This window comes from Salinicola sp. NYA28a (genome assembly GCF_976982775.1).
The window spans coordinates 925120-951511 of sequence record NZ_OZ334582.1 but is presented as its reverse complement, the minus strand read 5'-3'; the positions used below and the strand labels follow the sequence as shown (position 1 = coordinate 951511).

The window sequence follows — 26392 nt, the reverse complement described above, 5'->3', positions numbered from 1 at the left end:
AATTCGACGTCACGGCGCTCGAAAGCCCGCGTGTGGCTGGAGCTGGGACGGGTTTCCAACCTTCCCACGGTCTGGAGCAACGTGCTGGCCGGCGCCGTGCTGGCTGGCGTGAGTGCCGGCGCGCTCTGGCAGTCCACCACGGCCCTGCCGTTGCTGCTGGCCCTGACGCTGTTCTATCTCGGCGGCATGTATCTCAACGACGCCTGCGATGCCGAGATCGATGCCCGCGAGCGCGCCGATCGCCCGATTCCGCGAGGAGACGTCGACCGCCTGACCGTCGCGCTGCTGGGAGCCGGGATGCTCGCGCTGGGGAGCCTGCTGCTGTTCATGAGCCATCTCTCCGCCGGGCTGACGGGGCTGGCGCTGATCGCCGCGATCCTGAGCTATGACTGGTGGCACAAGCGCATCGGCTGGAGCCCGCTGCTGATGGGGGCGTGCCGCCTGCTGACCTACCTGACCGCAGCGCTGGTCGTCACCAATACGCTCAACGACATGGTGGTCTGGGGAGCAATCGGCCTTGCCTGCCATGTCATCGGCCTGACCTACGCCGCACGCCAGGAAGCCTACGACCGGCTGGGCGCGGCCTGGCCGCTCGGCGTGCTGGCCGTGCCGGTCGTGTTCATGCTGGCCACCATGCTGACCGGACCCGAACCCTCGCTGCTCGCCCTGGTGCTGTGGCTGGGCTATCTGGCCTGGGGCGGGCGCTGCCTGCTGTGGCTGTTCCGCCGGGCGCCGGGAGACGTGCCTCGCGCCGTCGTGGGCCTGATCGCCGCGATTTCGCTCTATGACGCCACGCTGATGGCGGCCATGGGCGCGACCGCCATGGCATGGCTGGGGGTGCTGGCCTTCGCTGCGACGCTGGCGCTGCAACGGGTGACTTCCGGGACCTGAGGTCGAGCTCGGTCGGCGTCGCTATTCCAAGGTGAACGAGGTCGGACAGACATTTATCCCGACGTCAACGAGGCCGGGCAGACATCTCCTCGATGTCTGCCCGGCCTTTTTGTGATGCGTCATATTGGGCGCGACGTACACTCGTCTCAGGCGCTGGTGACATCGGTAGCGGTCTGGCGTGATGCCATATCGATCTCGTCGCCCTCGAACACATGCGCCAGTACCAGCGCCTTGAAGTCCGTCGCGTCGACCGCGCCGTCGGGCAGCAGGCCCGCCTCCGACGAGATCACCAGCGGCCCCATGGCGGGATCGTCGGTCAGCCGGCCATGGGAGCCCTTGACCAGCGTCGTGTCCTTGAGCGAGATCACATCCAGCAACTGACGCATGCCCAGTTTACGTTTGGCCAGGCGCCACCCGGCCGACAGCTTGGGTGATTTCAACGCCGGGTCGAAGAACAGCTCCACGGGGTCATATCCCGGCTTGCGATGGATATCGACGGTGCGTGCATAGTCGGGCGCGCGGGCGTCATCCAGCCAGTAGTAGTAGCTGAACCAGCGATCCGGCTCGGCAATCGCCACCAGCTCTCCCGAGTTGGGGTGATCGAGCCCGTGCTCGCGCTTCTCGCGATCGCCCCAGACCGCTTCCACCCCCTTCAGCCCTTCGAGCACTGCCCGGACCTTCGGAATCTCTTCGGGATCGCGGACGTAGACGTGCGCCACCTGATGATCGGCCACCGCGAAGGCCCGCGACGCGCCGGCATCGAGCTGTTCACGCTCCTGCTCCCGGCGCACCGCGACCAGGCCCGCCCTGCGCAGGGCGCGATTGATGTGGATGGCGTCGCGTACCGGCGTGATTCCGTACTCGGACACCACGATGACCCGTCGCCCTTCCCGCTCCGCCGCTTCGATCAGCTCGCCGCATAGGGCATCCACATCGCGGAGATCGCGCTGCAGTTCGGGATGCGACAGGTCCGGCCCCAGACGCTGCAGGTTGTAGTCCAGATGCGGCAGATAGGTCAGCGTCAGCGTCGGGTCGCGAGTCTCCATGACATGGCGCGTGGCATCGCTGATCCAGCGGCTCGAGGAGATGTCCGCCATCGGCCCCCAGAAGGTGAACAGCGGAAACGTGCCCAATCGCTCGTCCAGCTCGTCGTGCAGCGCTGGCGGATAGGTGTAATGGTCGGGCAGCTTGCGACCGTCGGCGGGATACATCGGCCGGGGTGTCGCGCTCCAGTCCGCCGTCGAATACATGTTGTACCACCAGAACATCTTGGCGCAGGTGAAGTCGGGGTTCTGCCGCTTGCCGGCTTCCCAGATCTTCTCCCCGGCCACCAGCCGATTGGACTGGCGCCAGAACCACACTTCGGACAGATCGCGGAAATACCAGCCGTTGGCCACGGCACCGTGCCCGCTTGGCGGCAGACCGGTCATCAGCGTCGCCTGAACGCTGCAGGTCACCGCAGGTGTCACGGTATTGAGCGGCCTCGATCCGCCACGTTCGGCGAGACGTTTCAGGGCCGGCGTATGCTTGCCGACCAGTTGAGGCGTCAGCCCCACCACTAGAATGACGAGTGTATTATTCATGATGTCTGCCTGCCGATTCAGCCATGGATACCAACCGTCACGAGACGATCGAAATGATATGTAAAGGCTGCATATCAGCTGGGAAGACGCCAGACAATTGGCAATAGTTCCGGCACGACATTTTGAGGAATTATCAGGAAAAAAGCGGTGGGACTGCCGATCAAAAGAATCAGAAACCCGGATTTTCAAGGACCAGAAAACCCACATTAAAAAAGCAATCCCCTCCGAATAATTGGCTTTAAATTGGCCAGATAATTGAGCTTGGGGATTGTTTTATCCAGCCGATAGAGTAACGCCAATGACAATCGTGTCGGACGCTTACATGACCGTTACATGCTTCGAACTCCTCCGCGACTGGACCTGCCGCCAGGCACTCGATCAGGCCGACTGGCTGGATGAACGCTATGCCGCGTTCAGCCGGGGCGCCAACGAGCAGGATCTTCATCTGTTCCTCGGCCTGGCGCCGCGACGACTGGGCAAGCAGGACCTGATACTGTCGTCTGAGGATCTGGCACTGGCGAACCTGGCCTATCCCGGTTGGAACCCCTCGGGCTGGAGTCTCGATGGCGCGGCCCGTGTCGCCGCCCTGCTCGCGTTCGAGGGCCCGCGCCCGTTCGCCGCCATGTTCCAGGACCTGGTCAGAACCGCCGATGCCCACGAACTGGTCACGCTATACCGGGGCCTGGCGCTCTATCCCCGGCCGGCATCGCTCGAATTCGAAGTGGGCGAAGGGCTGCGCTCCAACATGCGGGCGGTGTTCGAGTCCATCGTTCATCACAACCCCTACCCGCGCGATCACTTCGACGAACATCGCTGGAACCACATGGTGCTCAAGGCGCTGTTCATCGGCAGCGGACTGGGCGCCATCGTCGGCCTCGACGAACGCGCCAATGCCGAACTGGCGAGAATCCTGCTCGACTATGCCCAGGAGCGCTGGGCCGCGGGGCGTCAGGTCAACCCGGAGCTGTGGCGCTGCGTAGGGCCTTTTGCGGAGCGGGTTTCGGCCTACGCGGCCCTGCAGCGCGCGCTGGCGGGAACCCCGGCGGAACGCGGCGCCGCCACCCTGGCGTTGATCGCCGCCGACACTCCTGCCGCCCGAGATCTGCTGTCGACGGCACCGGATACCGCCGCGCTGGCGGCAGACGGCCGCCTCGACTGGAACCACCTTACCCTGCAAGAGGCCGCCTGAGATGTTCATCGATCCCCACGCCCACATGGTGTCTCGCACCACCGACGACTACGAGGCCATGGCCGCGGCCGGCATCGTGGCGCTGGTCGAACCGGCCTTCTGGGTCGGCCAGCCGCGCACCTTCGTCGGCACCTACGTCGACTATCTCTCGTCGCTGGTCGGCTGGGAGCGCTTCCGCGCCGGGCAGTTCGGCATTCGCCACTACTGCACCGTCGGCCTCAACTCCAAGGAAGCCAATAACGAGGCCTTGGCGGAAGGCGTCATGGAATGGCTGCCGCGCTTTGCCATGAAGGAAGGCGTCGTCGCCATCGGCGAAATCGGCTACGACGAGCAGACGCCGCTGGAAGACAAGTATTTCCGTGCCCAGTTGACGCTGGCCAGAGAGCTCGGGCTGCCGGTAATGGTGCACACGCCGCACCGCGACAAGAAGCGCGGCACCTCGCGCTCGATGGACGTGTGCGAAGAGATGGGGCTGGATCCTTCCTGGGTGGTGATCGACCACAACAACGAGGAAACGGTTCGCGAAACGCTGGACCGGGGCTACTGGGCCGGCTTCTCCATCTATCCGTCGACCAAGATGGGCAACGCGCGCATGGTCGAATTGCTCAAGCAGTACGGCGGCGACCGCATCATCGTCGACAGCGCCTGCGACTGGGGAATTTCCGACTGTCTGGGCGTACCCAAGACTGCACGGCTGGCGCTCGAATCCGGCATCGCCGAATCCGTGGTGCGTCAGGTCACCTACGAAAACGCGCTCACCGTCTACGGCAAGAGCGGCCAGATGCAGGCCTCCGACTGGCTGAATCCGCCGCCCATCGACCAGCGCACCCTGTTCGAGGGCAATTCGATCCTGCGTGGCGGCCGCGACCCCCTGATCGAGACGCCGGCCCGGCATCGATGCGACAGCCTGCACGGCGACGATCTACTGATCGAGTAGCGCTCGCGACCTCGCGCCACCTCCGCCATTTCCCACCGGACTGGCACCCGACGCCTCTCGACGGCAAAATGCGGGCAACTACCGCATGCCGACGAGAGGAATCTCATGTCTTCACCGACCGATAACGTCGTCGCCGAATCGAACCCCGAAGCGAGGCGACCGGACACCACGCTGGCCATGATCGTCTACGCCCTGCTCCTCGGCGTCTTCGTGACCGGCATTACGCCGGTGATCGGCGTGATCATCGCCTACGTCTATCGCGGCAACGGCCCGCGCTGGCTGGACGAGCACTATCGCTACCATATCCGCACTTTCTGGATCGGGCTGCTCTACGCCTGCATCAGTTGGGTACTGGCTTTCGTGCTGGTCGGTTTCGTGCTGATGGCGCTGCAGGCCGTGTGGCTGATCGTGCGCTGCGTCATCGGATTCAAGGCACTGCAGGAACGTCGCGCGCCGGAAAGGGTCGATAGCTGGCTGTGGTAAAGCCGGGTGTGAAGCCTAGGTGTGAAGAATGGGTGTGAATACTGGGTGTGAAGCCCGGATGACAAAGCCTTGCTAACGAAAGCGGCCACGGCAATCCGCAAACGTCGAGCTTCGACGCACGACAAAGACGCCAATCAAAAAAGAGAAACGCATGATCGAAGGTCTGCAAGCCCGCGCCATTCATGGATTGTGGCGCCTGCTGTCCCACTGGCGGCTCAAGACGATATGGTCACTGGCGGGAATCGCCAGCCGGCTGCTCTACGCCTTCTCCCGCCGGGAGCGCCACGTCAGCCGGCGCAATCTCGAAGTCGCCTACCCGCAGGACAGCAGCACCCAGCGGCGTGAACGGGTGCGTGAAAGCCTGCGCCACTCCGCGGCCACCATGCTGGAACTCGGCTTTGCCTGGATCGCCAGGCCGGAACGCGTCGAGGCCGCCATTGTCGAGGTTCACGGCCGCGAGCTGCTGGACGACGCGCGGGCCGAGAATCGCGGCGTGATCGTGCTGGCGCCGCATTTCGGCAACTGGGAAGTGCTCAACTTCTGGCTATCCAGCCACTTCCCGTTCACCGCCATGTACGAACCTCCCAAGATCGCCGATCTCGACCCCGTCATCCGTCACGGTCGCGAACGCATGGGGGCGGAGCTGGTGCCGACCAATCCGCGAGGCGTCGCCGCCCTGCTCAAGGCGCTCAAGCGGGCCGAAGCGGTGGGCATCCTCCCCGATCAGGAGCCCAGCTGGGGCAGCGGCGTCTTCGCCGACTTCTTCGGCCGCCCGGCCTACACCGCCACGCTGCTGCCCAAGCTGGTCGCCCGCACCCAGGCCCGTGTCGTCACCGGCGTCGCCAGACGCCTGCCCGACGGTCGCGGCTTCGCGATTCACTTCCTGGCCGCCGACGAACGGGTCTACGACACCGACGAAGTCACCTCGGCCGCCGGCGTCAATGCCTGTGTCGAATCCGCCATCGCCCTCGACCCGGTCCAGTACCAGTGGGAATACAAACGCTGGAAGAAGACCGAGCAGGAGCAGCAGAAAGTCCCCGGGTATCGCCAGCAGCGCCTGTACAGCAAGCGCTGATCGTCGTCGAAGGACCGGCGTCGCTGTAAAGCCCTTCGTCGACGAAAACCGCGTTACTGCTCCAATCCGCCGAAGCGCCCGGCCTGGTAGTCATCGATCGCCTCGACGATCTCCTCGCGGGTATTCATCACGAACGGGCCGTGGGAGACCACCGGCTCGCCGATCACCTCGGCATGGCCGAACAGCAGCCGGGCATCGCTGGAAGCGTCGATCTCGACGCCATCCCCGTCACGGTCCAGCTCGACCAGATGCCGCGGTTCGACCGGCTCGCCGCCCACGGTGACCTCCCCATCGACCACATAAAGGAACACTTGCCGCCCGGGCACGACCGGCAACTGCTCGCTCGTGCCGGCCGGGAGCGCCAGGGTCGACATGAACACGCCCGTCTGGCTCTCGATCGGCCCGACCGGCTTCTCGCTCTCGGCCTCGAACTGGCCGGCGATCAACTTGAGCTCGCCACCGCCGGGTAGCGGCACTGTCGGAATCGAGTCGGCCTGCAGCCCGACATAACGCGGTTCGCTCATCTTGAGGCTGGCCGGCAGATTGATCCACAGCTGGAGAATCTCCAGCGGCCCGCCGTCGCGCAGAAACTCGGGCGGCGAGACCTCGGCATGGACGATGCCGCTGCCCGCCGTCATCCACTGCACGCCACCGGCATGGATGACGCTCTGATGCTCGGCGCTGTCGGCATGCGCCAGCGAGCCCTCGAGAATGAAGGTGACGGTCTCGAAGCCCCGGTGCGGATGCGGCCCGAACGGCAGCCCGCGATTGTTGGCGGGATAGACCTGCGGCCCGTGATGGTTGAGGAACAGGAACGGATCGAGCTGGTCGAGCCCCGGACCCGGCAGTGGCCGGCGGGTCGTGAGATCGCCGATATCGTCGCGGATCGCAGCGTGCTGGGCGATGACTCGGCGTGGCGTGAACGCGGACATGAAGGCTTTCCTCGATAGATTCACCCGCAGTCTAGATCACGCCACGAACGAAAAAAGCGAATGATTTTCACCGCTTCATTTCATCGATTCGTCGCTTGCGGAAGTCGCCCGCGTCTCTTTCAATGCCGCCTCGATCAATGCCACCAGCGGCGACTGGGCCGGCGAAAGTCGGGACACCAGGATCAATTCACGGTTGAAGGTCTGCTCGCCCAGCGATATCACGCGCACCGGCAACGGCTGCTGGCGCCGCCACAGCCCGGTCAGCGGAATCAGCGCGACGCCCAGGCCGCACTCCACCATGCGGGCGATGGCGTCGATCTCGTCGAGCTCCAGCCGGATCGCGGGGCGCAACCGCTGCCTTTCGAGAAAACGCACCACCTGGCGACCGCCGAAAGAGCCCCGGTCGTAGAGTACCAGCGGATGGCTTTCGAGCAGCGATTCCACCGTGCCGCCTTCGACCTCGGGCGGCGCGATCAGCACGAACGGCTCGCGCGCAATGACGCGAGAATAGAGATCGCCGGGAAGCGCGAACGGCGGGCGGACGATCAGCGCCATGTCCAGATCGCCCTTGTCGACCTGATCGAGCAGCGCCAGCGAGACACCGGGAACGACGCGGGTCATCACGCCCGGCGCCTCGCGGGTCAGCGCCTGCAGCACCTCGGGCAAGGCCCCGCTCTGCAGACTGGCGATCGCGCCGAGATGCCATTCGCCGGTCAGGCCGTCCGTCCCGGAGTGCCGGATCCGCTCGGCCAGCGCCAGCATCTCGTTGGCCTGCGGCAGCAGCCGGCGTCCGGCCGCGTTGAGCCTGACGGCACGCCCGGTGCGCTCGAACAGCGGCTCGCCGATATCGGCTTCGAGGTTGCGGATCTGGGCACTCACCGCGGACTGGGTCAGCCCGACGGCGCTGCCGGCGGCGGAGAAGGTGCCGTGACGGACAACGGCGAGAAAGGTACGAAGTTCTCTCAGCATGGCGAATCGCGGCGGGAAGAATCCAGATTATTTGATGGCAGACAGCAATATTATGCGCTTTTCATCAAATTTATTCGCCGTCAGAATGCAGTCATTGTCATCACCGATCCATTCCATCCAAGATAATCAGGAGCTTTTCCATGGCGCTGTCCCCTTTCCATCTCGCCATTCCGGTCCACGACCTGCCCGCCGCACGCAAGTTCTACGGCGAGACCTTCGGCCTCAGCGAAGGCCGCTCCAGCGAGCAGTGGGTGGATTTCGACTTCTACGGCCATCAGCTGGTGATCCACGAGCATCCCATGACCCCGTCGCAGGAGTCGGCCCACACCAACCCCGTCGACGGCCATGACGTGCCGGTGCCGCACTTCGGCATCGTGCTGAGCTGGCCGGAATGGGAAACGCTGGCAGAGCGCCTCAAAGGCTTCGGCACCGAGTTCGTGATCGAGCCCTATATCCGCTTCAAGGGCCAGCCCGGCGAGCAGGCGACCATGTTCCTGCTGGATCCGTGCGGCAACGCGCTGGAGTTCAAGGCATTCAAGGACATGGGCCAGCTGTTCGCCAAGTAACGCCGTCTCTTGCATCCCGCGTCTATCGACGTTTTGTGGTTGCCGCCGATCCAGATCGGCGGCTTTTTAGTTTTGTGCCTTCCCCAGAACGAAGAACCCCTGCCAAATGGCAGGGGTTCAGGATGTTTTAGCAGATTTCGAGCTTACGGCTCGCGCAGCTCCTTGATCGTGCTAGGAAGCAGGATCAGAGCGAGACCCCAGGCAGGGCTCGTGACAAGTAGAGCCAATAAAAAATCATTCATTATGGTCCTCCTTGGCTTGTAGGCCAGCTCGAATCACTATAGCAGAGCCAAGTGTTGCAAGTCCCGCACCCAGCGCGGTCGCTGCAAAAACCTTGCTGATATCATCGGTCAATAACCAGCCAACCAGTGTCGCGCCAATGATGGCAATGCTGATAGTGCTCACTGCCTCCCAGCCATATTTGTTGATGTAATGTCGACGATCCATCTCGATCCTTATTACGCACTATTCACAGCGACCTCTTCAGCTTCTGACATATTCGTCACGATGACCAGCCTCCTACGTCAACCGTCTCAGATGCAGAACGCCGATCGCCAGCGCCACCAGCAGCAGCACCGCGATGAACAGCGCAACGCCGTTCCAGCCGCCCCAGTACCAGAACGCCCCGCCCAGGGTGCCGGCGACGCTGGAGCCGAGATAGTAGCTGAACAGATACAGCGATGACGCCTGCCCCTTGGCCTGCCTGGCGCGCTGGCCGACCCATCCGCTGGCCAGCGAGTGCGCCGCGAAGAAGCCGAAGGTGAACACCAGCATGCCGATCAGGATCAGGCTGATGGGCTCGAACAGCGTGATCGCAAGCCCAACCAGCATCATCGCGATGAACAACCAGAAGATCCGCGGACGCCCGAGCTTGTCGGCCAGGGAACCGGCCCAGGCCGAGCTATAGGTGCCGGAAAGATAGGCAACCGACAGCACACCGACCAGCGCCTGGCTGACATGATAGGGTTCCGCCAGCAGCCGGAAGGCGATGTAGTTGTAAAGCGTGACGAAGCCGCCCATGAGCAGGAAGGCCTCGAGAAACAGCCAGGGAAGCCCCCGGTCCCGAAAGTGGACGGCGAATCCGGAAAGGACGCTGCGCCAGTTGAGCGGCCGTGGCGTGAAATGCCTGGATGGCGGCAGCCAGCGCATGAACAGGATCGCCGCGATCAGCGCCACGATGCCGATGGTGGCAAGCGTCCAGCGCCACGGCACCCAATCCACCATGACCCCGCTGATCAGGCGCCCGCTCATGCCGCCGATCGAATTGCCGCTGATGTAGAGCCCCATGGAAAGGCCGACGTAGCGCGGGTGGATTTCCTCGTTGAGATAGGTCATCGCCACCGCGCACAGGCCGGAAAGCGACAGCCCCGCCAGCGCCCGCATGACCAGAATGCCGGTCCAGTTGGGCATCACCGCCGCCAGCAGCGTACAGGTCGACGCCGCCAGCAGCGCGATCGTCATCACCGACTTGCGCCCCACCGCGTCCGAGATCGGCCCGGTGATCAGCAGGCCGATCGCCAGCATGCCGGTGGAGACCGACAGCGACAGGCTGCTGGTGGCGGCGTCGATGCCGAAGGCGTCCGACAGGATCGGCATCAGCGGCTGCACGCAGTAAAGCAGAACGAAGGTGGAGAAGGCGCCGAGGAACAGCGCCAGCATGGTCGGCCGGTAGCCGCGCTGGCCGCGTTCGATGAAGCCGCTCTCGACGGCCTCCGCCTCGCGCGTCAGCCGATGATTGGCGGCCTGGGTGGCATTGTGGATGTCGGATGACGTATGGCGGGACAACCCGATTCTCCCGAAGACGATGACTGGCGCCGGACTGCCGTGGTCGACCCCGTTGCGCCGCGTTGATTTAGACCTTGGTAGGTTACGCCGCCGCCATTAAGCTTTCTAATATATTATTCGACGCTTTTGAGAGGTTTCACGACTCAATGGAACTGCGCTATCTGCGCTACTTCGTCGCCGTGGCCGAAGAGCTGCATTTCAGTCGCGCAGCCGAGCGGCTGGGGATCTCGCAGCCGCCGCTGAGCCAGCAGATCCAGGCGCTGGAGCGCGAGCTGGGCACACGCCTGCTGACCCGGACCAATCGCCGCGTCGAGCTGACCGAAGCCGGCCTGGTCTTCCTCGACGAGGCGCGCGACATCCTGGCACGAACCGAACGCGCCACTCGGCTGGTGTCCCGGCTCGGGCGTGGCGAAGCCGGCCAACTGCGCATCGGCTTCACCACCTCGGTGCCCTTGAGCCCGACGCTGCCGCGTACGCTGATGCGTTACCGCCAGCGCTATCCCGATGTCGAGCTGCGCATGCACGAGCTCAACAGCCAGCGCCAGGTCGCCCCGCTGCTCGAGGGCGACCTGGATATCGGCATCATGCGCCCCGCCACCCTGCCGGAGGGCCTCGATGCCTTCACCCTGATTCGCGAACCGCTGATGGCCGTGGTCAACGAGCAGGGGCCGCTCGGTGGCAGCGCGCTACCGCTGACGCTCGAAGCCCTGGCGGCTCACCCCTTCGTCTACTTCTCGCCCGCCGCCGGCACCGGCCTGCTCGATCAGTTCAACGCCCTGTTCGCCAAGCGTGGCCTGACGCCCCGGCTGGTGCAGGAGGTCGGCGGACCGAACACCATCATCAGTCTGGTGGCGGCCGGCATGGGCGTGTCGGTTCTTCCCGCCTCGTTCCAGCACATCCGGATCGACAATGTCCGCTATCGCCCGCTGAGCGATGCCGACGCCGTTTCCGAAGTCTGGCTGACTCACGCCCGCCACCACTTGACGCCGCAGGCCCGATCGTTCATCGATCTGGTCCAGCGCCCCGCCGATCCATGACGCGTTCTCACCGCGTAGGCCCATCCGTGATCGCCGCCACACGACCGGCTTGACCTCACTCGCCGCTCGCCACAGACTGCCCGTGGCGATGCACGATATCGCCAGCTTGACGGGGTGCCGGTGGAACCGGCTGAGATCGTCCTGCGCCGGAATTCATTCGACGGCGCCACGGCGGATCCCGACGAACCTGATCCGGCTAGTACCGGCGTAGGGATCAAGCGGAGACCGTGGCGTGGGAGAAGACCCGCCCGTGCCGGTTTTCCCCTCCTGCGCTGTGCGCCGGCCTGACCCCGATAGCCTTGGCAAATATGCCTGGCTAGTCATGCCACGGAGCACAACCGAACATGAAATCCCCACAATTTCTGGCTGAAACTGCCCGCGTCGACAGCGCCGCCATCGCGCCGTTGCCGGCCTCGACTAAGGTTTATGTCGAAGGCTCGCGTCCGGATATCCGGGTGCCGATGCGCGAAATCTCGCTCTCGCCCACGCAGACCCGAAGCGGACTCGAACCCAACGCGCCGCTCACCGTCTACGACACCTCCGGCCCCTACACCGACCCGGCTGCCGACATCGATATCCGCCGTGGCCTGCCGGAACTGCGCCGCCAATGGATCGACGAACGCGGCGACACCGAATGGCTCGACGGCCCCAGCTCGACCTACGGCCGCGTTCGTGCCGAGGATCTGCGTCTATCGACGCTGCGTTTCGAGCTCACGCGAACACCGCGTCGTGCGCGTGCCGGGGCCAACGTCACCCAGCTCCACTACGCTAGACAAGGCATCATCACGCCGGAGATGGAATTCATCGCCATTCGCGAGAACCAGCGCCGGCGAGAGGCCATCGCCCTCGATACCGACCCGATGCTGGATCATCAACACCCTGGCGAGTCCTTCGGCGCCCATCTCCCCGACGAGATTACTCCCGAGTTCGTGCGTGACGAAGTCGCTCGCGGCCGGGCGATCATTCCGGCCAACATCAATCACCCCGAAAGCGAACCCATGATCATCGGCCGCAACTTTCTGGTGAAGATCAACGGCAACCTGGGCAATTCGGCCGTGACCTCCTCGATCGAGGAAGAGGTCGACAAGATGACCTGGGGCATCCGCTGGGGCGCGGACACGATCATGGATCTCTCCACCGGCCAGAACATCCACGAGACGCGGGAGTGGATCATTCGCAACTCGCCGGTGCCCATCGGCACGGTGCCGATCTACCAGGCGCTGGAGAAGGTCGACGGCGTCGCCGAGAACCTGACCTGGGAGATCTTCCGCGACACCCTGATCGAGCAGGCCGAACAGGGTGTGGACTACTTCACCATCCATGCCGGCGTACGCCTGCATCACGTGCCGATGACGGCCAGACGCGTGACCGGCATCGTCTCCCGGGGCGGCTCGATCATGGCCAAATGGTGCCTGTATCACCACAAAGAGAGCTTCCTCTACACCCATTTCGAGGACATCTGCGAGATCATGAAGGCCTACGACGTCTCGTTCTCGCTGGGTGACGGTCTACGCCCCGGATCCATCGCCGATGCCAACGACGAAGCGCAGTTCGCCGAACTGGAAACCCTCGGCGAGTTGACGAAGATCGCCTGGAAGCACGACGTCCAGGTGATGATCGAAGGCCCCGGCCACGTGCCGATGCAGCTGATCAAGGAGAACATGGACAAGCAGCTCGAGTGCTGCGACGAAGCGCCCTTCTACACGCTAGGCCCGCTGACCACCGATATCGCTCCCGGCTACGACCACATCACCTCCGGCATCGGCGCGGCGCAGATCGGCTGGTACGGCTGCGCCATGCTCTGCTACGTCACGCCCAAGGAGCATCTCGGCCTGCCCAACAAGGACGACGTCAAGACCGGCATCATCACCTACAAGATTGCCGCCCACGCCGCCGATCTCGCCAAAGGCCACCCCGGCGCGCAACGTCGCGACAACGCGCTATCGAAAGCCCGCTTCGAATTCCGTTGGGAGGATCAGTTCAACCTGGGGCTGGACCCGGACACCGCCCGCGCCTTCCACGACGAGACGCTGCCCAAGGATTCCGCCAAGGTGGCGCACTTCTGCTCGATGTGCGGGCCGAAGTTCTGCTCGATGAAGATCACCCAGGAAGTGCGCGAACGCTTTGGCGACGATACCGGAATCGCCGCCGAGAAAGCGGCCGGCATGGAGGAGCAGGCAGAACGCTTCAGGCGCGAAGGCGGCGAACTCTACCGGGAGGTGTAGCCGCTCGCGGCGTCGGGCATCGCGCCCGACGTCTGCGGCTTGGCTTGGCTTGGCTTGGCTTGGCTTGGCCTGGCCTGGCCTGGCTTGGCTTGGCTTGGCTTGGCCCTCAGATCGTGCCCAGCGCTTCCATTCGGCACAGTTCCTGCAGCGGCGGAATCGTGTCGTACATCTGCTGATCCAGCAGTTGCCACACGATGCCCACGGTGGGCTTGTGGGGCGCATCGACTTCGATCGTGCGGGTCGGCGTGAAGATCACGTCCGAAACGGTATCGAAGACCTCCGGATACAACTCTTCCTCGAGCACCTGGCAGTCATGGACCAGGGCCGCCGAGGGGGTATTCACGTCGATGTTGCCGATGCGATAGAGCATGCCCCACTCGGCATCGAAGAAGCCGTGGCCCTTGCCGAAACGGATGCCGGCTTCGTTGATCGCGCCGGTGCCCGTCACCATGAAATCGGTCCTGGGCCGTTCGCGGATCTCCGTCAGCGAGATCGGCCGTCCCATGCGCTCCATGCCGTCCAGCGTCGCGGCATAGAGGTACATCTCCTCCGGAATCTCGGCGGGATCGAGCAGCCAGAAACCGCGCTTGATCGAATAGGTCGTCATCAGCACCGTCTTGCCGTCGAGCAGCGCCCGGTGACGCAGCTCTTCCAGGCAATTGTCCGGCGTGATGAAAAGGGTCGATGCCTGTTGGTAGAACGGATGGGCGACCAGGCGACGGGTCGCGTCCTCCCGGTTCTGGAAGTCGGCGATGAACTCGCCGAAATCGAAGTGAAAGCGACTGTCGGGAAAGGCGACCTTGCGCAGATTGGCGAACACCCGCCGGCGTACGTCGGATTTATGATTCATATCGACCTCAGGCTCTGAATGGAGATATTGACGTTACTGTACGGGCGTCATCGCAAAGCGCCTCAGCACGCGCTGCTCGATGACGGTCACCATCAGGTAGAGCAGCACCGACACCAGGACGGCGGCGACCACCACGGCCCAGACCAGACCGTAGTCCAGCGATCCGCGAGCGACATTGAGCAGATTGCCGATGCCCGTCCCGGTGGCAAGCCACTCGGCGATCATCACGCCCAGAAAGGCCCGCGGCGCCACCAGCCGCGCGGCGGCGCACAGATACGGCAGACTCCAGGGCAGCGATACCAGGCGAACCTGCTTGAGCCGGGAGCCGCCCAGCACGCGAACGCAGTCCTGCGTCGCTTCCGGCACCAGCGCCATTCCCTGGGCCAGGGTAACGTAGGCCGGGAAGAACGTGACCGAGATCGTGATGGCAAGAATCGTCGCGCCGTCACGACCGAAGATCAGCACGATCAGCGGCGTGAGCGCGACCAGCGGCATCGACTGGCTGAGCAGCGACAGCGGCATCAGCACGCGCTCCAGCACCGGGCTGAGCGTCCCCAGAATGGCCAGCAGCAGCGCAAAACCGAGCCCCAGCGCCATCCCGGCGAGACACCAGGGCAGTGTCTCGAGAAGCGCGCCCCCGATGATGCTCGCGAGGCTTTCCGGCCGCGTCGAGGAGAACAGCTCGGCGGCCAGGTCGGCCGGCGTGCGCAGCACGAAGCTGGACACGCCGGCCTGCTCGAGTCCCCAGACCGCCGCCCACCACGCCAGCAGCGGCAGCACCACCGCGACCAGCGTGATCAGCCACTGCGTGCCGGCACCACGCGCGGCGTCTCCCTGACTGCCCAGACTCTCCTGCGCCGGTGCCTGAGCGCCTACCCAGCAGCGCGCGACGAGCAGGATCGCGACGTAGAACAGCGCGCTGATCGCGGTCGCGACCAAGCCGATGCCCCACAGCCGCTCCGGATCGCCGCGCCCCAGCGAACCGATCAGATAGTGGCCGAGCCCCGCACCGGACCCGCTGCCGAACTCCGCCAGCAGCGAACCGAGCACCGCGTTGGGTGCCGCGACCCGCAGTCCGGCCAACAAGGTCGGCAGCGCGTGGCGCAGCCGTACCCAGCGCAGGGCCGCCCAGCGCCCGCCGCCGTAGAGACGAACGACGTCGAGCAGGCGCGGATCGATCCGGGTCAGGCCGAGCACGGTAGCGACCATGGTCGGGTAGTAGGTCGCGAGCGCGGCCAGCACGATCCTCGGCGCGTCGCCATCGAACGCGATCACCAGGATCGGCGTCAGCGCGATCGGCGGCATCGCGAAAAGAGTAACGTTGATGCCGCTCAGCAGCCGGCCGACGGGGCGCCAGCTGGCCATCAGAAAGCCGCAGAGCACGGCGACGGCGTTGCCGACGAGGAAGCCGATCAGCGACGTGCGCACGGTGGCCCAGATGTGCGGCGGATAGTCGTCCCAATCCTCGACCAGTTGCCGCAGCACGCCGCTCGGGCTGGGCAAGGCGCCATCCGCCACCCACTGCAACCGCCCCGCTACTTCCCATAACAGCAGCAGCGCCAGCCAGCCGATCGCGATGGTCGCGCGCTGTCGTCGATCACGCATCGTCGTTCTCGTGGTCGAACATCAGCTGCAGGATCTCGGCCTCGAGCTGGCGGCACTCGGCGCTGTTGAGCAGCGACAGCGGCCGCTCGCGCTCGAATGGCACGTCGATGACCCGGCCGATCCGCCCTGGTCTTCCGGTCATGACCACCACCTTGTCGGCGAGGAAGATCGCCTCGTCGACGCTGTGGGTCACCATCACGGTGGTGACCGGGCGCTTGAGCCAGAGCTTCTGCAGCTCGCGGTTCATGCTGCGGCGCAGGATCTGGTCCAACGCACCGAAAGGCTCGTCGAGCAGCAGCAGTTGCGGCTCGCTGACCAGCGCGCGGGCAATGGCGACGCGCTGGCGCATACCGCCGGAAAGCTGACCGGGCAGCGCCTGCTCGAAGCCTCCCAGGCCGACGAGCTCGATCATCTCCTGCACACGGCGGCGGTCCGCCTCGCTCATCCGGCCGATCACGTCGAACGGAAAGCGCACGTTGGCTTCCACGCTGCGCCAGGGCAGCAGCGACGCATCCTGAAAGGCGATGCCCAGCGCGCCGCGTTGCTGCAGCGTCCGCGGCGACAGGCCGCCGATCCGGATCGTGCCCTCGCTGGGCTGGTCCAGCCCTGCCAGCATGCGCAGCAGCGTCGACTTCCCGCAGCCCGACGGGCCGATCAGGGCGATAAAGCTGCCGGCTGGCGCCTCGAGAGAGACGCTGTCCAGCGCCAGCAGCGCTCGGCCATCGACATCGAAGCGGCGGCTGACGGCTTCGATGCGCAGATCCCCTACCGTCACGCCGCGATTTCCTCCAGCAACGAGGTATCGAAATTGTCCCGCGAGGCCTGGATACCGATACGTTCGAGTGCCGTCAGGCAGCGCTCGATATCGGACTCGGCCATCGAAAAGATGCCGTCCGGGGACTCGATCAGCGATTTCTGCGCCTGATTGAAGAAGATTTCGTTCTCGATCGAGCGGCCGTTGCCCTGGAAGAAGCTGTCCGCGAAAAGCGGCGGGTAATAGGCAGGATCCTTGAAGTTCTCCTGCCATCCCTGGCGGCTGGCCCGCAGCCAGGCGACCAGGTCATCGCGGCGTGTCTCGAGGGTATCGCGCGTCACCACCACGGTGTCGTTGAAGACCGGAAAGCCATGGTCGTAGAGCAGGAAGCTGACGGCCTTCTCGCCCTGCAGGCCGATCGTGTAGGGCACGTTGGTGACGAAGTCGAGCGAGGCGTCGATCTCGCCCTTGAGCAGCGGCGTCGGGTCGTAGGCGTAGGGCACGATGCGCACGTCGTCCGGCGAAATTCCGTTGGCTTCGAGCATCGCTTCGACCGCCAGACGGTTGACCGGCGGCACGGCGAGGACCTTGCCGACGAGATCCTCGGGCTTCTCGACCGGGTTGCTGGCCAGGCTGACGATGCCCGCCGGGTTCTTCTGATACTGCGTCCCGATGATGACCAGCGGCGCGCCCTGCTGCGTCACCGCCTTGAGCGTACTCTCCACCGTCGTCAGCGCGATCTCGGCGCGGTTGGAAAGCAGCGCCCCTTCGGGAATGACGTCCGGGCCGCCCGAGCGATAGTCGAGCGAGAGCCCCTGGTCGGCATAGAAGCCCTTGTGCCGCGCGACGATGTAGCCGAGAAATTCGGCATCGTTGACCCAGGAAGCCTGCATGCCGATCGGCGTACCCTGGCCGTTCTGGGCCATCGAGAGCGCCGGCCATCCCAGAGCGCCCGCCAGGGCGCCGGAACCGGTCATCTGAAGGAAACGCCGTCTGCTGAGCGTCATCGCTGTATCCTCGTGTCGTTGTTCGTTATCTCGACTGATTGCTCGTTGTCTCGACTGATGGCTCGTTGTCTCGACTGATGGCTCGTTGTCTCGACTGATGGCTCGTTGTCTCGACTCGTTCGTCGCTTCGCCGCAAAGTCGAACAGGAAAGATGGGGTGTGACGGCAGTACGACGCTGCCCAGTGCCGGTTTCTCTCCATGCCGGCTCGCCTGCCTACGCCAGCCCCAGTGCTCGCTGCAGCTCGCGCAGCGGTGGCATGGCGTCGATCTCCGTCTGCATCAGGCGCTGCCAGTCGATACGCGCAGGTCGTGGCGTCTGGCGGTTTATCTCGAGCGTGCGCGTTGGCGTGGCGATCACGTCGAGAACGACATCGCGCTCGCCGGGAAAGAGCTCTTCCTCGACCACCTGAACGTCGTGGACCAGCGTCCAGATCGGCGTGGTGTCGTCGACCAGGCCCAGTTCGCGAAAGAGCAACCACTCGAGATCGAGAAAGCCGTGACCGCGCCCGAAGCGCACGCCGCTGGTGGCGACGGCCGAGGCGCCGGTGACGATGGCATCGAGCCCGCCCAGCGCGACCAGCGATTCCAGCGAGAGCGGCTTGCCGAAGTGTTCGAGGCCGTCGAGCCAGGCGGCAAACCTGGCTTCGCCCCGGGGCACCGAGCCGGGCTCGATCCAGAAGAAGCCGCGGGCCATCCCGTGGGTCGATACCACCAGGCTCGTGCCGGATTCGATCAGCTGCTGACGCAGGCCGGCCAGGCTGTTGTCCGGCGTGACGAAGACATGGCGCACGTCACCAAACCGCGCATCGTCGAGGATACGGCGCAGGGCCGCATCGGAGCCGACGAAGTCGGGGATGAATTCGGAGAAACGCATGTGGAAGCGGGAATCGGGTATCGCGACATCTCGCAGCCGACTCCAGATTCGTTCGCGGATCGCACGCCTGGCCAGCACTCGAGCGCCCTCCTGGAAGCGTTTGGAACCTTTGGTTTCAAAATAATGCTACACTGAAACCGTAGTTTCCAAAAGATCGCCAGCGGAAAAATCGGCAGGCTCCGCCTCGTCATGAAGACCCGCCAGAAAGACGGACGCGCCTATGTCAACGAGATTGGTTCTCGCCATCCAGGAACATTACGAACAGCTCTCTCCCAGCGAACGCAAGCTGGCGACACTGCTACTGGATCGGATCGACGACATGCTCGCCTACTCGGCCAAGGAGATGGCCGATATGGCGGGAGTTTCCAAGGCCACCGCCGCCCGCCTGTTCCGCAGCCTCGGCTATCGAGACTTCAGCGAGGTCCGGGCGCAGGCACGGGAAGAGCGCAATCGGACCCAGCCGTTTCGCAACATTCCTTCGTCCGGCGAGACGAGGACACCGGCTCGTGGCCTGACGGTCGCGACGCATCTGCAAATGGAAACGGACAGTCTGGCGCGAACCTTCGAGGTCACGCGCAACGACGAACTGGTCAAGGCGGCAGACGGGCTTGCCACTGCGCCACGTGTCTGGCTTCTGGGTCTGGGCGTGGATCAGGGTCTGGTCTACTACATGCGCCCGCTGCTGAGCCGTATCCGCACGGATGTCTTCTCTCTCGGGGCGCAAAGCGGAACCTGGGCGGAGGAGCTGGCGATGCCCTCGCCGCGTGACGTCGTGCTGCTGGTCCTCTCGCAACACCGCCCGGCGATACTGGAGCGCGCGATGGAGCAGCTCACGCTGTCGCGCGTCACGGTAATGGCCGTCGTCGACGTGCGCAATGCCGCCTGGGCGCGGCGCTTCTCCGACAACGTGCTGCCCTGCTACAGCACCGGCGGGCCATACGGCTATTCGGCGATGAGCCTCATCAGCATGCTGCACCTGCTCGCCCACGCCACGGCAGACAGGCTGGGCGACCGTGCCCTGCAGCGCACCCACCTCATCGACGATATCTCCGAGGCACTGGATCACGACTGATTCGGCTTCCCGATCACGGGCTGGCGGGTTAGTCAGGCGATTTTAGACCATAGGATGAATCATCTAGAGATTACCCGCTGACTCGGTAGAATGCGCGGTCCTTCCACGTATTGGCCATTAACAACGCAGCCGGAGTCGTCTCATGTCAGAAAGATCTTCATCACAATCCTCCGCCCGGCCGAATCTGTGGCGACGCATTCCTCTGTGGCAGAAAATCATTGCGGGCCTGGTGCTCGGGGTTCTCGCCGGCGCCTTGATGGGCGAGCAGGCCAGCATGTTCAAGCCGCTCGGCGACATCTTCATCAACGGCATCAAGATGCTGATCGTCCCGCTGGTGTTCTCGACGCTGGTCGTCGGCATTACCGGCATGCGCGATCCGCAGAAGATGGGGCGTGTCGGCGCACGAACGATCGGGCTCTATCTGGTCACGACCGCCTTCGCGATCGTCATCGGTCTGGTCGCGGCGACGATCTTTCAGCCTGGCGTCGGTGCGGATGCTTCGATGAGTGCCACGCCCCAGACCGGCGAGGCGCCGTCGCTGGTGGATATCGTGGTTGGCCTGGTGCCCGCGAATCCGCTGCAGGCCATGATCGAAGGCAATATCCTGCAGATCATCGTCTTCGCCATCGGCCTGGGCATCTCGCTGATGCTGATCGGCGAAAAGGGCGAGCCCGTCGTGCGTGTGTTCGAAAGCTTCGCCGAAGCGATGTACAAGCTGACCGCCATCGTCATGGCATTCGCGCCGTTCGGCGTGTTCGGCCTGATGGCCAACGTTTCCGGGCAGTATGGGCTGGACGTGCTGCTGCCGCTGGCCAAGGTGATCGGCGTGGTCTATCTCGCCTGTATCGTGCACGTACTGGTCGTCTATACCGGCCTGTTGAGTCTGGTCGGCCGATTGAATCCGATGCGCTATCTGCAGGGCATCATCGACGCGCTGGTAGTTTCGTTTTCGTCCGCCTCCTCCTCCGGCACCCTGCCGGTCTCGATTCGCTGCGCGCAGAAGAATCTGGGCGTCTCGGAAGGCGTGTCGAGCTTCGTGCTGCCGGTGGGGGCGACCATCAACATGGATGGCACCGCCATCTATCAGGGCGTGGCGGCGCTGTTCGTCGCCCAACTGGTCGGTGCCGACCTGTCGATGATGGATTACGGGATGATCGTGCTGACCGGCACGCTGGCCTCGATCGGCACGGCGGGCGTGCCCGGCGCCGGGCTGATCATGCTGTCGATCGTGCTGGCGCAGATTGGCCTGCCACTGGAGGCGATCGGCGTCGTCGCCGGCGTGGACAGGATCCTCGACATGGCGCGCACCAGCGTCAACGTCGCCGGCGACCTGATGGTGACGACTCTGGTCGGCAAGAGCGAAAAGGAGCTGGATCTGGACGTCTACAATCGGCCCGGTAAAGCCTGACGGATCATATCCTCGCGCCTCTCGCCCAAACGATAACGGCCCCGCATGGTGCGGAGCCGTTGCGTGAAGAGTCTCGAATGGGATATCGATGTCGAAGACTCGATGTACCGGGATTCAGTGATAACTAGTGGCGTGGTTTGGTGGCGTCCTTCAGATTGCCTTTGGCGGACTTGGCATCCCCCTTGGCCTGTTGAGCTTTGCCCTTGCCCTCGAGTTCGCGATCCTTGGTCATCTTGCCGGCAGCTTCCTTGGCCTTGCCGGCTGCCTTGTCGACCTTGCCTTCCGTCTTGTCCGACTTCGAATGCGTCGTCATCGCTACTACCTCGCTTTGCGTGGATATCCTTATCCGCTCGCCGTCATTCGGCTGCCGAACGCTTCGGCCACGGCGGGCGTATCTTCAGAATAGTTCGCCGCGAAAAAGCCGAAACGGAAGATTGGTAACGATTTGTTCACGCTGAACGGATCTCAGCGGACGGCTGCCCTGCTGCTGAAGATGACCGTGGCGGGATCGAGGAAACGGAGGGAGGAAAGATCGTCGGATCGACGAGAGCCGCCCGGAGGCGGGCGGCCCGAGGAAAGATCAAGTACGGAAGATCAAGTGCGCGAGGTCACTTCCAGCAAGTGATAGCCGAACTGGGTCTTCACCGGTCCGTGAACTTCGTTCAACGCGCCATTGAACACGACTTCGTCGAACTCCTTGACCATCTGGCCGCGACCGAACGTGCCCAGCTCGCCGCCCTGACGCCCGGAGGGGCAGGTGGAGTGCTGACGGGCAACTTCGGCGAAATCGCTGCCGGCTTCGATCTGCTGCTTGAGTTCGAGACACTTCTGCTCGCTGTCGACGAGAATGTGGCGGGCGCTGGCCTGTGCCATGAGATCACTCCTGAATCTTGCTCGTTGGGAAGCGGGCATTCTACGAAACCCCGCCGGTCGCCGTCATCGACAATCGACCGACAGGCGGCCGATAATCGACACTATCAGCCGAAGCGCCGCTCCAGGTAGCGGTTGATATCCGCGGACTCGTACATCCACTCCACCGTGCCGTCCTCCTTCTCGATGCGCAGGCACGGCACCATGGTGCGGCCACCACCTGCCATCAGATCCTGGCGATGCTGGGGATCGCGCTGGATGTCGCGCAGCTCGATGGGCAACGCCAGCCGCTCGATCTGGCTGCGCACGCGCTGGCAGAACGGGCAGCTCATGAAGTGGTAGAGCGCGAGACGCTGGCAGGCGCGGTCGACTTCGGCCTGATGTTCCGCGGAGCGAACGATGGGAGTCGCTGAGAACATGCGTTTGAGTCTCCTGATAATCGGGGTCATGTGGACTCGCTACAGAGGAAAGCCCGCCACGATTCCCGCAGCGCCGGTCATGGCCTTCAGTGTGTCTGAGGAACGATAGTGTGTCAGAGGAACGATTGGCCCGCCAACGAGCGAGCGTTATATGATCGGGAAACCTTCTTCCCCAACCAGCGAGCTCATCATGTCCGACGTCATCCCCTCCAGCCTGCGCCGCTACTGCTCTTCTCGCGTTCAGGAAATGCCCGACAACCAGATCGTCGCCGTGGCGGATCTCGCCCGTCACGACGCCTCGGTCGTGCGGCTCTGGATTGGCGAAGGCGATCTGCCGACGCCTGCCTACATCAAGCAGGCGGCGATGGATGCACTGGAAGGAGACGATACCCGCTACAGCTACTCCCAGGGTTTGCCCGAGCTTCGCCAGGCGCTCTCCGACTACCACCGCCGGCACTGGCAGGTCGACGTCGCCGCCGACCGGTTCTGCGTCTCCATCGGCGGCATGAATGCCGTCACCATGGCGATGCAGGCGATTCTCGACGAAGGCAGCGAAGTGATCATGCCGACGCCGGCCTGGCCCAACGCCAGGCAGATGATCGAGATCGTCGGCGGGGTCAATGTACCGGTCGCCTTCGATTTCTATCCGGACGGCAGCATCGAGCTCGACCTGGAAGAACTGTTCGCGGCGGTGACCGATCGCACCCGAGCCATCTTCATCAATTCGCCCTCCAACCCGACCGGTTGGCGCATGCCGCTCGAGGACATGGAGCGATTGCGGGACTTCTGCAGGGACAAAGGGCTGTGGATCGTGGCCGACGAGGTCTACAACCATTTTGTTTACGATAAAGGGGTCGACGACAGCGAAGGGCCGGCCGCCTCCTTCCTGCAGATCTGCGAACCGCAAGACCGGCTGCTGGTGACCAACACCTTCTCCAAGAACTGGTGCATGACCGGCTGGCGTGCGGGCTGGGTCACGTTCCCGCAGGGCATGGATCAGCTGTTCGCCCGTCTCTGCCAATACAACACCACCGGCGTGGCGCCGTTCGTCCAGCGGGCCTGTATGGCGGCGCTCGAGCAGGGCGACGACTTCATCGCCCATCAGGTCGAACGCTGCCAGGCCTCTCGGGACATTCTGGTCGAGGGGCTGACCGCGCTGGACAACGTGACCGTGTTTTCGCCGCAAGGCACCTTCTACCTCTTCTTCAAGGTGCATGGCCTGAGCGGCTCGAGCCTGGACACGGCCAAGCGTATCCTGCGGGAGGCCAGGGTCGGCGTGGCGCCGGGCAGCGCCTTCGGCCCCGAGGGTGAGGATTACCTGCGAATCTGCTTCGCCATCGACCCGGAGCTCGCCAAGGAAGCGCTCGATCGACTGGTGCCCTTCCTTTCGGCGCTGGCTGAGGCACCGCAAGGCGCTACCATCTAGCCGGTACGCTGAACAATACTGCCCGGCCTGATCGGCCGGGCAGTCATGAGTCGGGATGTGGATTGGCAGCCGATCAACAGGCCGCCAGGCGCTTTTGCAGCTCGCTGCGGCGAGATTCCGGCATGAACGCGACGTCGATCGCATTGCCCGCCAGCTGCTTGAACAAGGCCTGGTCCCAATCGAACGCCTCGAGACAGGCGAGGTAATTGTCCAGCACGCCGCCGCCGAAATAGGCCGGGTCGTCGGAGTTGAGCGTCACTTTGAGGCCCTGCTCGATGATCTGCGGCAACGGATGGTCGGTCATCTGCTCCACCACTTTCAGCCGCACGTTGGAAAGCGGACAGACCGTCAGCGGAATCTGCGACACCCGCAGCCGTTCGACGAGGGCGGCATCCTGCAGGCAGGCGACGCCATGATCGACCCGGCAGATATCGAGCACGTCCAGCGCCTCGCTGATGTAGGCCGCCGGCCCCTCCTCGCCCGCGTGGGCGACACGCGGAATGCCCAGCGCTTTGGCGCGTTCGAACACCGCCTCAAACTTGGCTGGCGGGTTGCCCATCTCCGCGCTGTCGAGGCCCACGGCGTCGATCAGCTCGTAGTAGGGTGCCGCCTTTTCCAGCACGTCCATGGCATCGAGCGCGTCGCGGTCGCGCAGGAAGCTCATGATCAACGCCGTGGTCATGCCCCAGCGGCGCTCCGCGTCTCGCATGGCACGGCGCAATCCCTCGAACGGTGCCGCCAGCTCGACGCCACGGCTCAGGTGCGCTTGCGGATCGAACGACAGTTCGACATGTACCACGCCCTCTGCCTGCGCGCGCTCGAAGTACGCCATCGCCAGATCGTGGAAATCCTGCTCGGTGCGCAGCACCCGCATGCCCTGATAGTAGAGATCCAGAAACGACTGCAGATCGCTGAAATCGTAGGCGGCACGCACCTCGTCCACCGTCGCGTAGGGCAGCGACACGTTGTTGCGCGCCGCCAGCGCAAACATCAGCTCCGGCTCCAGCGAACCCTCGATATGTAGATGCAGTTCGACCTTGGGTAATTCACGCAGCCAAGTCTTCACGAGCGCTCCTCGCCAGTTTGAGTGGATGCGTTTCAGGATGCCGAAAAGCACGCGTGGTGGAAAGCGTCGGGCGAGCGCAGTCGTCTGTCGGCGTTTCCGACTCACACCCGCGTCGTCAACACCTTGATTCCCAGCGCCACCATCGCCAGGCCCAGCACCCGATCGATCCAGTGGCTGAAGCGTTTGAACGCGCGATGGATCGGGGGCGTGGAGAGCAGCAGCGCCACCGCCGAGAACCAACCCAGCTGGATCAGCATGATCCAGGCGCCGTAGATGGCGATCTGATAGAGCGGCATCGACGGTGACAGCACGATGGTGAACAGCGAGACGAAGTAGATCGGCGCCTTGGGATTGAGCGCGTTGCAGAGAAATCCCATGCCGACGGTGCGCAGCGCCGAGCGAGGCGGTGCCGCGTCCGGGGTCACGGCCTCGGTATCGGTCACAGCCGGGCGCGAGCGCAACCCCAAAATCCCCAGATAGAGCAGATACGCGCCGCCGATCAGCTTGATCGCCCATAGCGCCTCGGTGGAGTTGGCAATCACCGCCGCCAGCCCGAAGGCGGAATAGACGATGTGAATCGACAGCCCCAGCGCGATGCCCAGGCTGCACAGGAGGCCGATACGCTTGCCGTGATTCAGCGTCTGCTGGGTGACCAGCACGAAGTCCGGCCCCGGCGAGGCGGCCGCCAGCAGATGCACGAAAGTGATGACGATCAGGCCGTGTAGCATTTCCATGACGATTCCTGAGATGCTGGAGAGAAGACGATTGAGCCGGTGCCCGACCATGATCGAATATTTTCACCATCAAGCCTACTGCAACCTGTGGTCGAACCATCGGCTGTTGACTGCATGCGCCCGCTTGTCCGACGAGGCCTTTCACGCCAGGCGGAGCAGTTTCTTCCCGTCGGTTCACGCCACGCTCAACCACATCCTGATCGTCGATGCCTACTATATCGATGCCCTCGAAGGCGGCACGCTCGGTCAGCGCGCCTTCGACGAGGAGCTGCCCCACTCTCGTGTCGACACGCTGTGGCCGGCACAGGAAGCGCTGGATAGGCGCTTGATCGCGATCTGCGACGCACTCGACGAGGCTTCGCTGGCCGCCGACGTCACGCTCGAGCGGGCCGATCGCCAGCAGCGCGAGCCGGCGCACCGGGTGCTGGCGCATCTGTTCGTGCATCAGACGCATCACCGCGGCCAGGTTCACGCCATGCTCTCGGAGACCGATGTCGCTCCGCCGCAGCTCGACGAATTCTTTCTGCAGGAAGAAGCCCCGCTGCGGCGGGAAGAGTTTGCAACGCTGGGCATCAGCGAAGCGCAGGTGTGGGGCAATCGCCAACCAGCCTGACAAGAAGGACTATAAGGAATCG

General features: G+C 64.2%; 27 protein-coding genes and 1 riboswitch. Of the genes, 12 read left to right on the top strand and 15 right to left on the bottom strand.

Translation table 11 applies throughout. The features are described from left to right. Window positions 1–30 precede the first annotated feature (30 nt). Window positions 31–891 (top strand): UbiA family prenyltransferase, encoded by an 861-nt coding sequence (locus ACWHY3_RS04405; protein WP_448127649.1) that lies wholly within the window; start codon window positions 31–33, stop codon window positions 889–891. 146 nt (window positions 892–1037) lie between these two features. On the opposite strand, the gene ACWHY3_RS04400 is transcribed toward ACWHY3_RS04405, so the two are convergent. Next, window positions 1038–2474, bottom strand: coding sequence for an alkaline phosphatase family protein (locus ACWHY3_RS04400; protein ID WP_448127648.1), 1437 nt, complete (start codon window positions 2472–2474; stop codon window positions 1038–1040). A 322-nt stretch (window positions 2475–2796) separates the two neighbouring features. On the opposite strand from ACWHY3_RS04400, the gene ACWHY3_RS04395 reads away from it, so the two are divergent. The 4 genes from ACWHY3_RS04395 to ACWHY3_RS04380 all read left to right on the top strand — a co-directional run bounded on the left by ACWHY3_RS04395 (window position 2797) and on the right by ACWHY3_RS04380 (window position 6158). After that, window positions 2797–3663, top strand: coding sequence for an EboA domain-containing protein (locus ACWHY3_RS04395; protein ID WP_303855713.1), 867 nt, complete (start codon window positions 2797–2799; stop codon window positions 3661–3663). A gap of 1 nt (window position 3664) precedes the next feature. Beyond that, window positions 3665–4600: a TatD family hydrolase gene (locus ACWHY3_RS04390; protein WP_448127647.1), complete on the top strand. Its 936-nt coding sequence runs from the start codon at window positions 3665–3667 to the stop codon at window positions 4598–4600. A 105-nt stretch (window positions 4601–4705) separates the two neighbouring features. Then, the gene (locus tag ACWHY3_RS04385) at window positions 4706–5083 is read left to right on the top strand and encodes a DUF4870 family protein (protein WP_087717768.1); all 378 of its coding nucleotides are present in this window, start codon (window positions 4706–4708) and stop codon (window positions 5081–5083) included. A 151-nt stretch (window positions 5084–5234) separates the two neighbouring features. Further along, the gene (locus ACWHY3_RS04380; protein ID WP_448127646.1) at window positions 5235–6158 is read left to right on the top strand and encodes a lysophospholipid acyltransferase family protein; all 924 of its coding nucleotides are present in this window, start codon (window positions 5235–5237) and stop codon (window positions 6156–6158) included. Window positions 6159–6211: 53 nt separating this feature from the next. Here the strand turns inward: ACWHY3_RS04380 and ACWHY3_RS04375 are convergent, their stop codons facing one another. Continuing rightward, entirely contained in the window at window positions 6212–7090 is an 879-nt protein-coding gene (locus ACWHY3_RS04375) for a pirin family protein (protein WP_303855718.1), read from the bottom strand. Between the two features lie 75 nt (window positions 7091–7165). Next, window positions 7166–8059 carry a LysR family transcriptional regulator gene (locus ACWHY3_RS04370; protein WP_448127645.1) on the bottom strand — a complete coding sequence of 298 codons (894 nt, stop codon included), beginning with the start codon at window positions 8057–8059 and terminating at the stop codon, window positions 7166–7168. 140 nt (window positions 8060–8199) lie between these two features. Here ACWHY3_RS04370 and ACWHY3_RS04365 point away from each other — a divergent pair, with 140 nt between their 5' ends. After that, on the top strand, window positions 8200–8625 hold the full coding sequence (locus tag ACWHY3_RS04365) for a VOC family protein (RefSeq protein WP_087717764.1): 426 nt from the start codon (window positions 8200–8202) through the stop codon (window positions 8623–8625). Window positions 8626–8859: 234 nt separating this feature from the next. On the opposite strand, the gene ACWHY3_RS04360 is transcribed toward ACWHY3_RS04365, so the two are convergent. Continuing rightward, window positions 8860–9072: a hypothetical protein gene (locus ACWHY3_RS04360; RefSeq protein ID WP_303855722.1), complete on the bottom strand. Its 213-nt coding sequence runs from the start codon at window positions 9070–9072 to the stop codon at window positions 8860–8862. 72 nt (window positions 9073–9144) lie between these two features. Then, window positions 9145–10410, bottom strand: a complete 1266-nt coding sequence (locus tag ACWHY3_RS04355) for an MFS transporter (RefSeq protein WP_448127644.1) — start codon at window positions 10408–10410, stop codon at window positions 9145–9147. Window positions 10411–10556: 146 nt separating this feature from the next. On the opposite strand from ACWHY3_RS04355, the gene ACWHY3_RS04350 reads away from it, so the two are divergent. After that, entirely contained in the window at window positions 10557–11447 is an 891-nt protein-coding gene (locus ACWHY3_RS04350) for a LysR family transcriptional regulator (protein WP_448127643.1), read from the top strand. 100 nt (window positions 11448–11547) lie between these two features. Further along, window positions 11548–11678, top strand: a riboswitch (TPP riboswitch). A gap of 113 nt (window positions 11679–11791) precedes the next feature. Then, entirely contained in the window at window positions 11792–13672 is a 1881-nt protein-coding gene (gene thiC, locus ACWHY3_RS04345; RefSeq protein ID WP_448127642.1) for a phosphomethylpyrimidine synthase ThiC, read from the top strand. Between the two features lie 106 nt (window positions 13673–13778). Here the strand turns inward: thiC and ACWHY3_RS04340 are convergent, their stop codons facing one another. The 5 genes from ACWHY3_RS04340 to ACWHY3_RS04320 all read right to left on the bottom strand — a co-directional run bounded on the left by ACWHY3_RS04340 (window position 13779) and on the right by ACWHY3_RS04320 (window position 18840). Beyond that, window positions 13779–14522 (bottom strand): 5-formyltetrahydrofolate cyclo-ligase, encoded by a 744-nt coding sequence (locus ACWHY3_RS04340; protein WP_448127641.1) that lies wholly within the window; start codon window positions 14520–14522, stop codon window positions 13779–13781. Window positions 14523–14555: 33 nt separating this feature from the next. Beyond that, on the bottom strand, window positions 14556–16127 hold the full coding sequence (locus tag ACWHY3_RS04335) for an ABC transporter permease (protein WP_448127640.1): 1572 nt from the start codon (window positions 16125–16127) through the stop codon (window positions 14556–14558). After that, the gene (locus ACWHY3_RS04330; protein ID WP_087717759.1) at window positions 16120–16902 is read right to left on the bottom strand and encodes an ABC transporter ATP-binding protein; all 783 of its coding nucleotides are present in this window, start codon (window positions 16900–16902) and stop codon (window positions 16120–16122) included. The genes ACWHY3_RS04335 and ACWHY3_RS04330 overlap by 8 nt, the downstream gene beginning before the upstream one ends. Continuing rightward, window positions 16899–17888, bottom strand: coding sequence for an ABC transporter substrate-binding protein (locus ACWHY3_RS04325; RefSeq protein ID WP_448127639.1), 990 nt, complete (start codon window positions 17886–17888; stop codon window positions 16899–16901). The genes ACWHY3_RS04330 and ACWHY3_RS04325 overlap by 4 nt, the downstream gene beginning before the upstream one ends. 214 nt (window positions 17889–18102) lie before the next feature. Continuing rightward, on the bottom strand, window positions 18103–18840 hold the full coding sequence (locus tag ACWHY3_RS04320) for a 5-formyltetrahydrofolate cyclo-ligase (protein ID WP_448127638.1): 738 nt from the start codon (window positions 18838–18840) through the stop codon (window positions 18103–18105). Between the two features lie 142 nt (window positions 18841–18982). Between ACWHY3_RS04320 and ACWHY3_RS04315 the strand changes: the two genes are divergently transcribed. After that, the gene (locus ACWHY3_RS04315) at window positions 18983–19834 is read left to right on the top strand and encodes a MurR/RpiR family transcriptional regulator (RefSeq protein ID WP_448127637.1); all 852 of its coding nucleotides are present in this window, start codon (window positions 18983–18985) and stop codon (window positions 19832–19834) included. Between the two features lie 142 nt (window positions 19835–19976). Continuing rightward, the gene (locus tag ACWHY3_RS04310; RefSeq protein WP_448127636.1) at window positions 19977–21242 is read left to right on the top strand and encodes a dicarboxylate/amino acid:cation symporter; all 1266 of its coding nucleotides are present in this window, start codon (window positions 19977–19979) and stop codon (window positions 21240–21242) included. 124 nt (window positions 21243–21366) lie between these two features. On the opposite strand, the gene ACWHY3_RS04305 is transcribed toward ACWHY3_RS04310, so the two are convergent. The 3 genes from ACWHY3_RS04305 to ACWHY3_RS04295 all read right to left on the bottom strand — a co-directional run bounded on the left by ACWHY3_RS04305 (window position 21367) and on the right by ACWHY3_RS04295 (window position 22531). Beyond that, window positions 21367–21555, bottom strand: a complete 189-nt coding sequence (locus ACWHY3_RS04305) for a CsbD family protein (protein WP_303853881.1) — start codon at window positions 21553–21555, stop codon at window positions 21367–21369. A 281-nt stretch (window positions 21556–21836) separates the two neighbouring features. Then, entirely contained in the window at window positions 21837–22115 is a 279-nt protein-coding gene (locus ACWHY3_RS04300; RefSeq protein ID WP_276232317.1) for a peptidylprolyl isomerase, read from the bottom strand. A gap of 104 nt (window positions 22116–22219) precedes the next feature. Beyond that, window positions 22220–22531, bottom strand: a complete 312-nt coding sequence (locus ACWHY3_RS04295; protein WP_303853882.1) for a glutaredoxin family protein — start codon at window positions 22529–22531, stop codon at window positions 22220–22222. A gap of 190 nt (window positions 22532–22721) precedes the next feature. Here ACWHY3_RS04295 and ACWHY3_RS04290 point away from each other — a divergent pair, with 190 nt between their 5' ends. Next, window positions 22722–23957, top strand: coding sequence for a pyridoxal phosphate-dependent aminotransferase (locus ACWHY3_RS04290; RefSeq protein WP_448127635.1), 1236 nt, complete (start codon window positions 22722–22724; stop codon window positions 23955–23957). A gap of 73 nt (window positions 23958–24030) precedes the next feature. Here ACWHY3_RS04290 and ACWHY3_RS04285 read toward each other — a convergent pair whose 3' ends face one another. Continuing rightward, window positions 24031–25023, bottom strand: a complete 993-nt coding sequence (locus ACWHY3_RS04285) for an adenosine deaminase (RefSeq protein ID WP_448127634.1) — start codon at window positions 25021–25023, stop codon at window positions 24031–24033. Window positions 25024–25124: 101 nt separating this feature from the next. Further along, a complete protein-coding gene (locus ACWHY3_RS04280) occupies window positions 25125–25757 on the bottom strand; it encodes a LysE family translocator (protein ID WP_087717750.1) in 633 nt (210 codons plus the stop codon). 49 nt (window positions 25758–25806) lie between these two features. Here ACWHY3_RS04280 and ACWHY3_RS04275 point away from each other — a divergent pair, with 49 nt between their 5' ends. Then, window positions 25807–26370, top strand: coding sequence for a DinB family protein (locus tag ACWHY3_RS04275; protein ID WP_448127633.1), 564 nt, complete (start codon window positions 25807–25809; stop codon window positions 26368–26370). Window positions 26371–26392 lie beyond the last annotated feature (22 nt).

Coding starts and splice junctions, on each gene's coding strand:
- ACWHY3_RS04390 (WP_448127647.1), top strand. CDS start 3,665: ATGTTCATCGATCCCCACGCCCACATGGTGTCTCGCACCACCGACGAC.
- ACWHY3_RS04370 (WP_448127645.1), bottom strand. CDS start 8,059: ATGCTGAGAGAACTTCGTACCTTTCTCGCCGTTGTCCGTCACGGCACC.
- ACWHY3_RS04295 (WP_303853882.1), bottom strand. CDS start 22,531: ATGTTCTCAGCGACTCCCATCGTTCGCTCCGCGGAACATCAGGCCGAA.
- ACWHY3_RS04340 (WP_448127641.1), bottom strand. CDS start 14,522: ATGAATCATAAATCCGACGTACGCCGGCGGGTGTTCGCCAATCTGCGC.
- ACWHY3_RS04280 (WP_087717750.1), bottom strand. CDS start 25,757: ATGGAAATGCTACACGGCCTGATCGTCATCACTTTCGTGCATCTGCTG.
- ACWHY3_RS04310 (WP_448127636.1), top strand. CDS start 19,977: ATGTCAGAAAGATCTTCATCACAATCCTCCGCCCGGCCGAATCTGTGG.
- ACWHY3_RS04325 (WP_448127639.1), bottom strand. CDS start 17,888: ATGACGCTCAGCAGACGGCGTTTCCTTCAGATGACCGGTTCCGGCGCC.
- ACWHY3_RS04360 (WP_303855722.1), bottom strand. CDS start 9,072: ATGGATCGTCGACATTACATCAACAAATATGGCTGGGAGGCAGTGAGC.
- ACWHY3_RS04315 (WP_448127637.1), top strand. CDS start 18,983: ATGTCAACGAGATTGGTTCTCGCCATCCAGGAACATTACGAACAGCTC.
- ACWHY3_RS04385 (WP_087717768.1), top strand. CDS start 4,706: ATGTCTTCACCGACCGATAACGTCGTCGCCGAATCGAACCCCGAAGCG.
- ACWHY3_RS04300 (WP_276232317.1), bottom strand. CDS start 22,115: ATGGCACAGGCCAGCGCCCGCCACATTCTCGTCGACAGCGAGCAGAAG.
- ACWHY3_RS04335 (WP_448127640.1), bottom strand. CDS start 16,127: ATGCGTGATCGACGACAGCGCGCGACCATCGCGATCGGCTGGCTGGCG.
- ACWHY3_RS04275 (WP_448127633.1), top strand. CDS start 25,807: ATGATCGAATATTTTCACCATCAAGCCTACTGCAACCTGTGGTCGAAC.
- thiC (WP_448127642.1), top strand. CDS start 11,792: ATGAAATCCCCACAATTTCTGGCTGAAACTGCCCGCGTCGACAGCGCC.
- ACWHY3_RS04350 (WP_448127643.1), top strand. CDS start 10,557: ATGGAACTGCGCTATCTGCGCTACTTCGTCGCCGTGGCCGAAGAGCTG.
- ACWHY3_RS04305 (WP_303853881.1), bottom strand. CDS start 21,555: ATGACGACGCATTCGAAGTCGGACAAGACGGAAGGCAAGGTCGACAAG.
- ACWHY3_RS04400 (WP_448127648.1), bottom strand. CDS start 2,474: ATGAATAATACACTCGTCATTCTAGTGGTGGGGCTGACGCCTCAACTG.
- ACWHY3_RS04375 (WP_303855718.1), bottom strand. CDS start 7,090: ATGTCCGCGTTCACGCCACGCCGAGTCATCGCCCAGCACGCTGCGATC.
- ACWHY3_RS04380 (WP_448127646.1), top strand. CDS start 5,235: ATGATCGAAGGTCTGCAAGCCCGCGCCATTCATGGATTGTGGCGCCTG.
- ACWHY3_RS04290 (WP_448127635.1), top strand. CDS start 22,722: ATGTCCGACGTCATCCCCTCCAGCCTGCGCCGCTACTGCTCTTCTCGC.
- ACWHY3_RS04365 (WP_087717764.1), top strand. CDS start 8,200: ATGGCGCTGTCCCCTTTCCATCTCGCCATTCCGGTCCACGACCTGCCC.
- ACWHY3_RS04395 (WP_303855713.1), top strand. CDS start 2,797: ATGACCGTTACATGCTTCGAACTCCTCCGCGACTGGACCTGCCGCCAG.